At 54.9% G+C, this 1229-nt stretch carries 2 pseudogenes; one reads left to right on the top strand and one right to left on the bottom strand.

Annotated elements, in window-relative coordinates:
* Positions 1–293, bottom strand: a pseudogene (locus ACXRVY_RS30085) (EamA family transporter); the annotation flags it as partial.
* A 510-nt stretch (positions 294–803) separates the two neighbouring features.
* Here ACXRVY_RS30085 and ACXRVY_RS30090 point away from each other — a divergent pair.
* Positions 804–1229: pseudogene (locus ACXRVY_RS30090) on the top strand (sulfate adenylyltransferase subunit CysD); the annotation flags it as partial.

Below are 1229 nucleotides of genomic sequence, written 5' to 3' on the forward strand. Positions count from 1 at the left end.
CTTTCTTTAAGGTCCAGGGCCAGCAGATAAAAAATCTGATAAGCCCCCAACAACACCACGCCGGTGGCCATCGCATACAGCATCGGTTTGCCGCCCTTGGGCAACTTCAGCTTGAGCAACGGCACCAGCAACACCAAGCCGCCTAGGGCGATGACGAAACGAAATATCAAGAAGGCGAAGGGTGACGCGTGAGCCAGCCCCCATTTGGAGAAAATCGCCCCGCTGCTCCACAGCAGAACGAACAGGCTCGTGGACGCCGCCGCGAGCGCGGACTTTTTCGAAAGGACAAACATGAATACCACCTGTAGTCAGGCAAAAAGCCAACTCAGCCGAAGCTGAAATTCAGTCGTTTTTTCAGGGAGGCAGGGGAACAGCAGAAAGCAGCTGATCAGCCCGAAATGCCTACGCCTGGCGGTGAGACCACCGCGCACACTGGCGTGCGACTGACAGGAGGGGGGTAATGACTGATCTGCCCGGGCTGCTGGTTCCCGCACGGCACGACGCCAGCGTTGACCGCTGAATCGACTACCGCGTTGATGAGGGATGCAGGCATTGGGCTGATCTTTTTCAGGAGTGGAAAAGCAGGTCATGAACCTGCCGAAGACTGACTATAACCAGCGCTGCACAAGAATGGCAATGGATTACTGCCCGACACGGCATTGTGGTGCAGGCACATAAACTTTCAATGAGCCAGTGTCGCAATTTGTGATTTAATGGCAAAACAAATCGAAAACCCTCGATAAAACATAATAATCAGAATCAGAAAAAGCAAAATCAACATTTTGCGACAAGGAAGATATCCAGTGGCAAACCCCGATCTTCTTGGCCTCGATGCCCCAGTGGTATGGGATACACAGCAGGCCTTTGTCCATCTCAATCAACTCAAACAAGCTGACACCAAGCGCACCGCCGAACGACGCTTGCATGAGCTTGCACTCCTGCCCGATACACTCAATGCGCAAAACCTGAGCGACGAATCCGGACGTAGTCCGACACCCTCGGTTCTGGACTGGGAGATTGAAAAGGCCCGGATCAAACGCAAGCTGGTGCTGTATGCCCAATTGCATCGCACCGCTGACGGAACGGACGTCTTGCACGCCAACGACGCCCGCGGTGCGCGCTACTGGTTGCCACTCGGGAACGAACCGGTTGACGCTCAATCGCTGACCGCTGCGATGCGTCGCCTGCAGGCCCACATCGCCAAGAGCATCGTTATCTTCCCCAGTGGT

It is taken from the genome of Pseudomonas sp. P5_A2_2 (assembly GCF_054177685.1).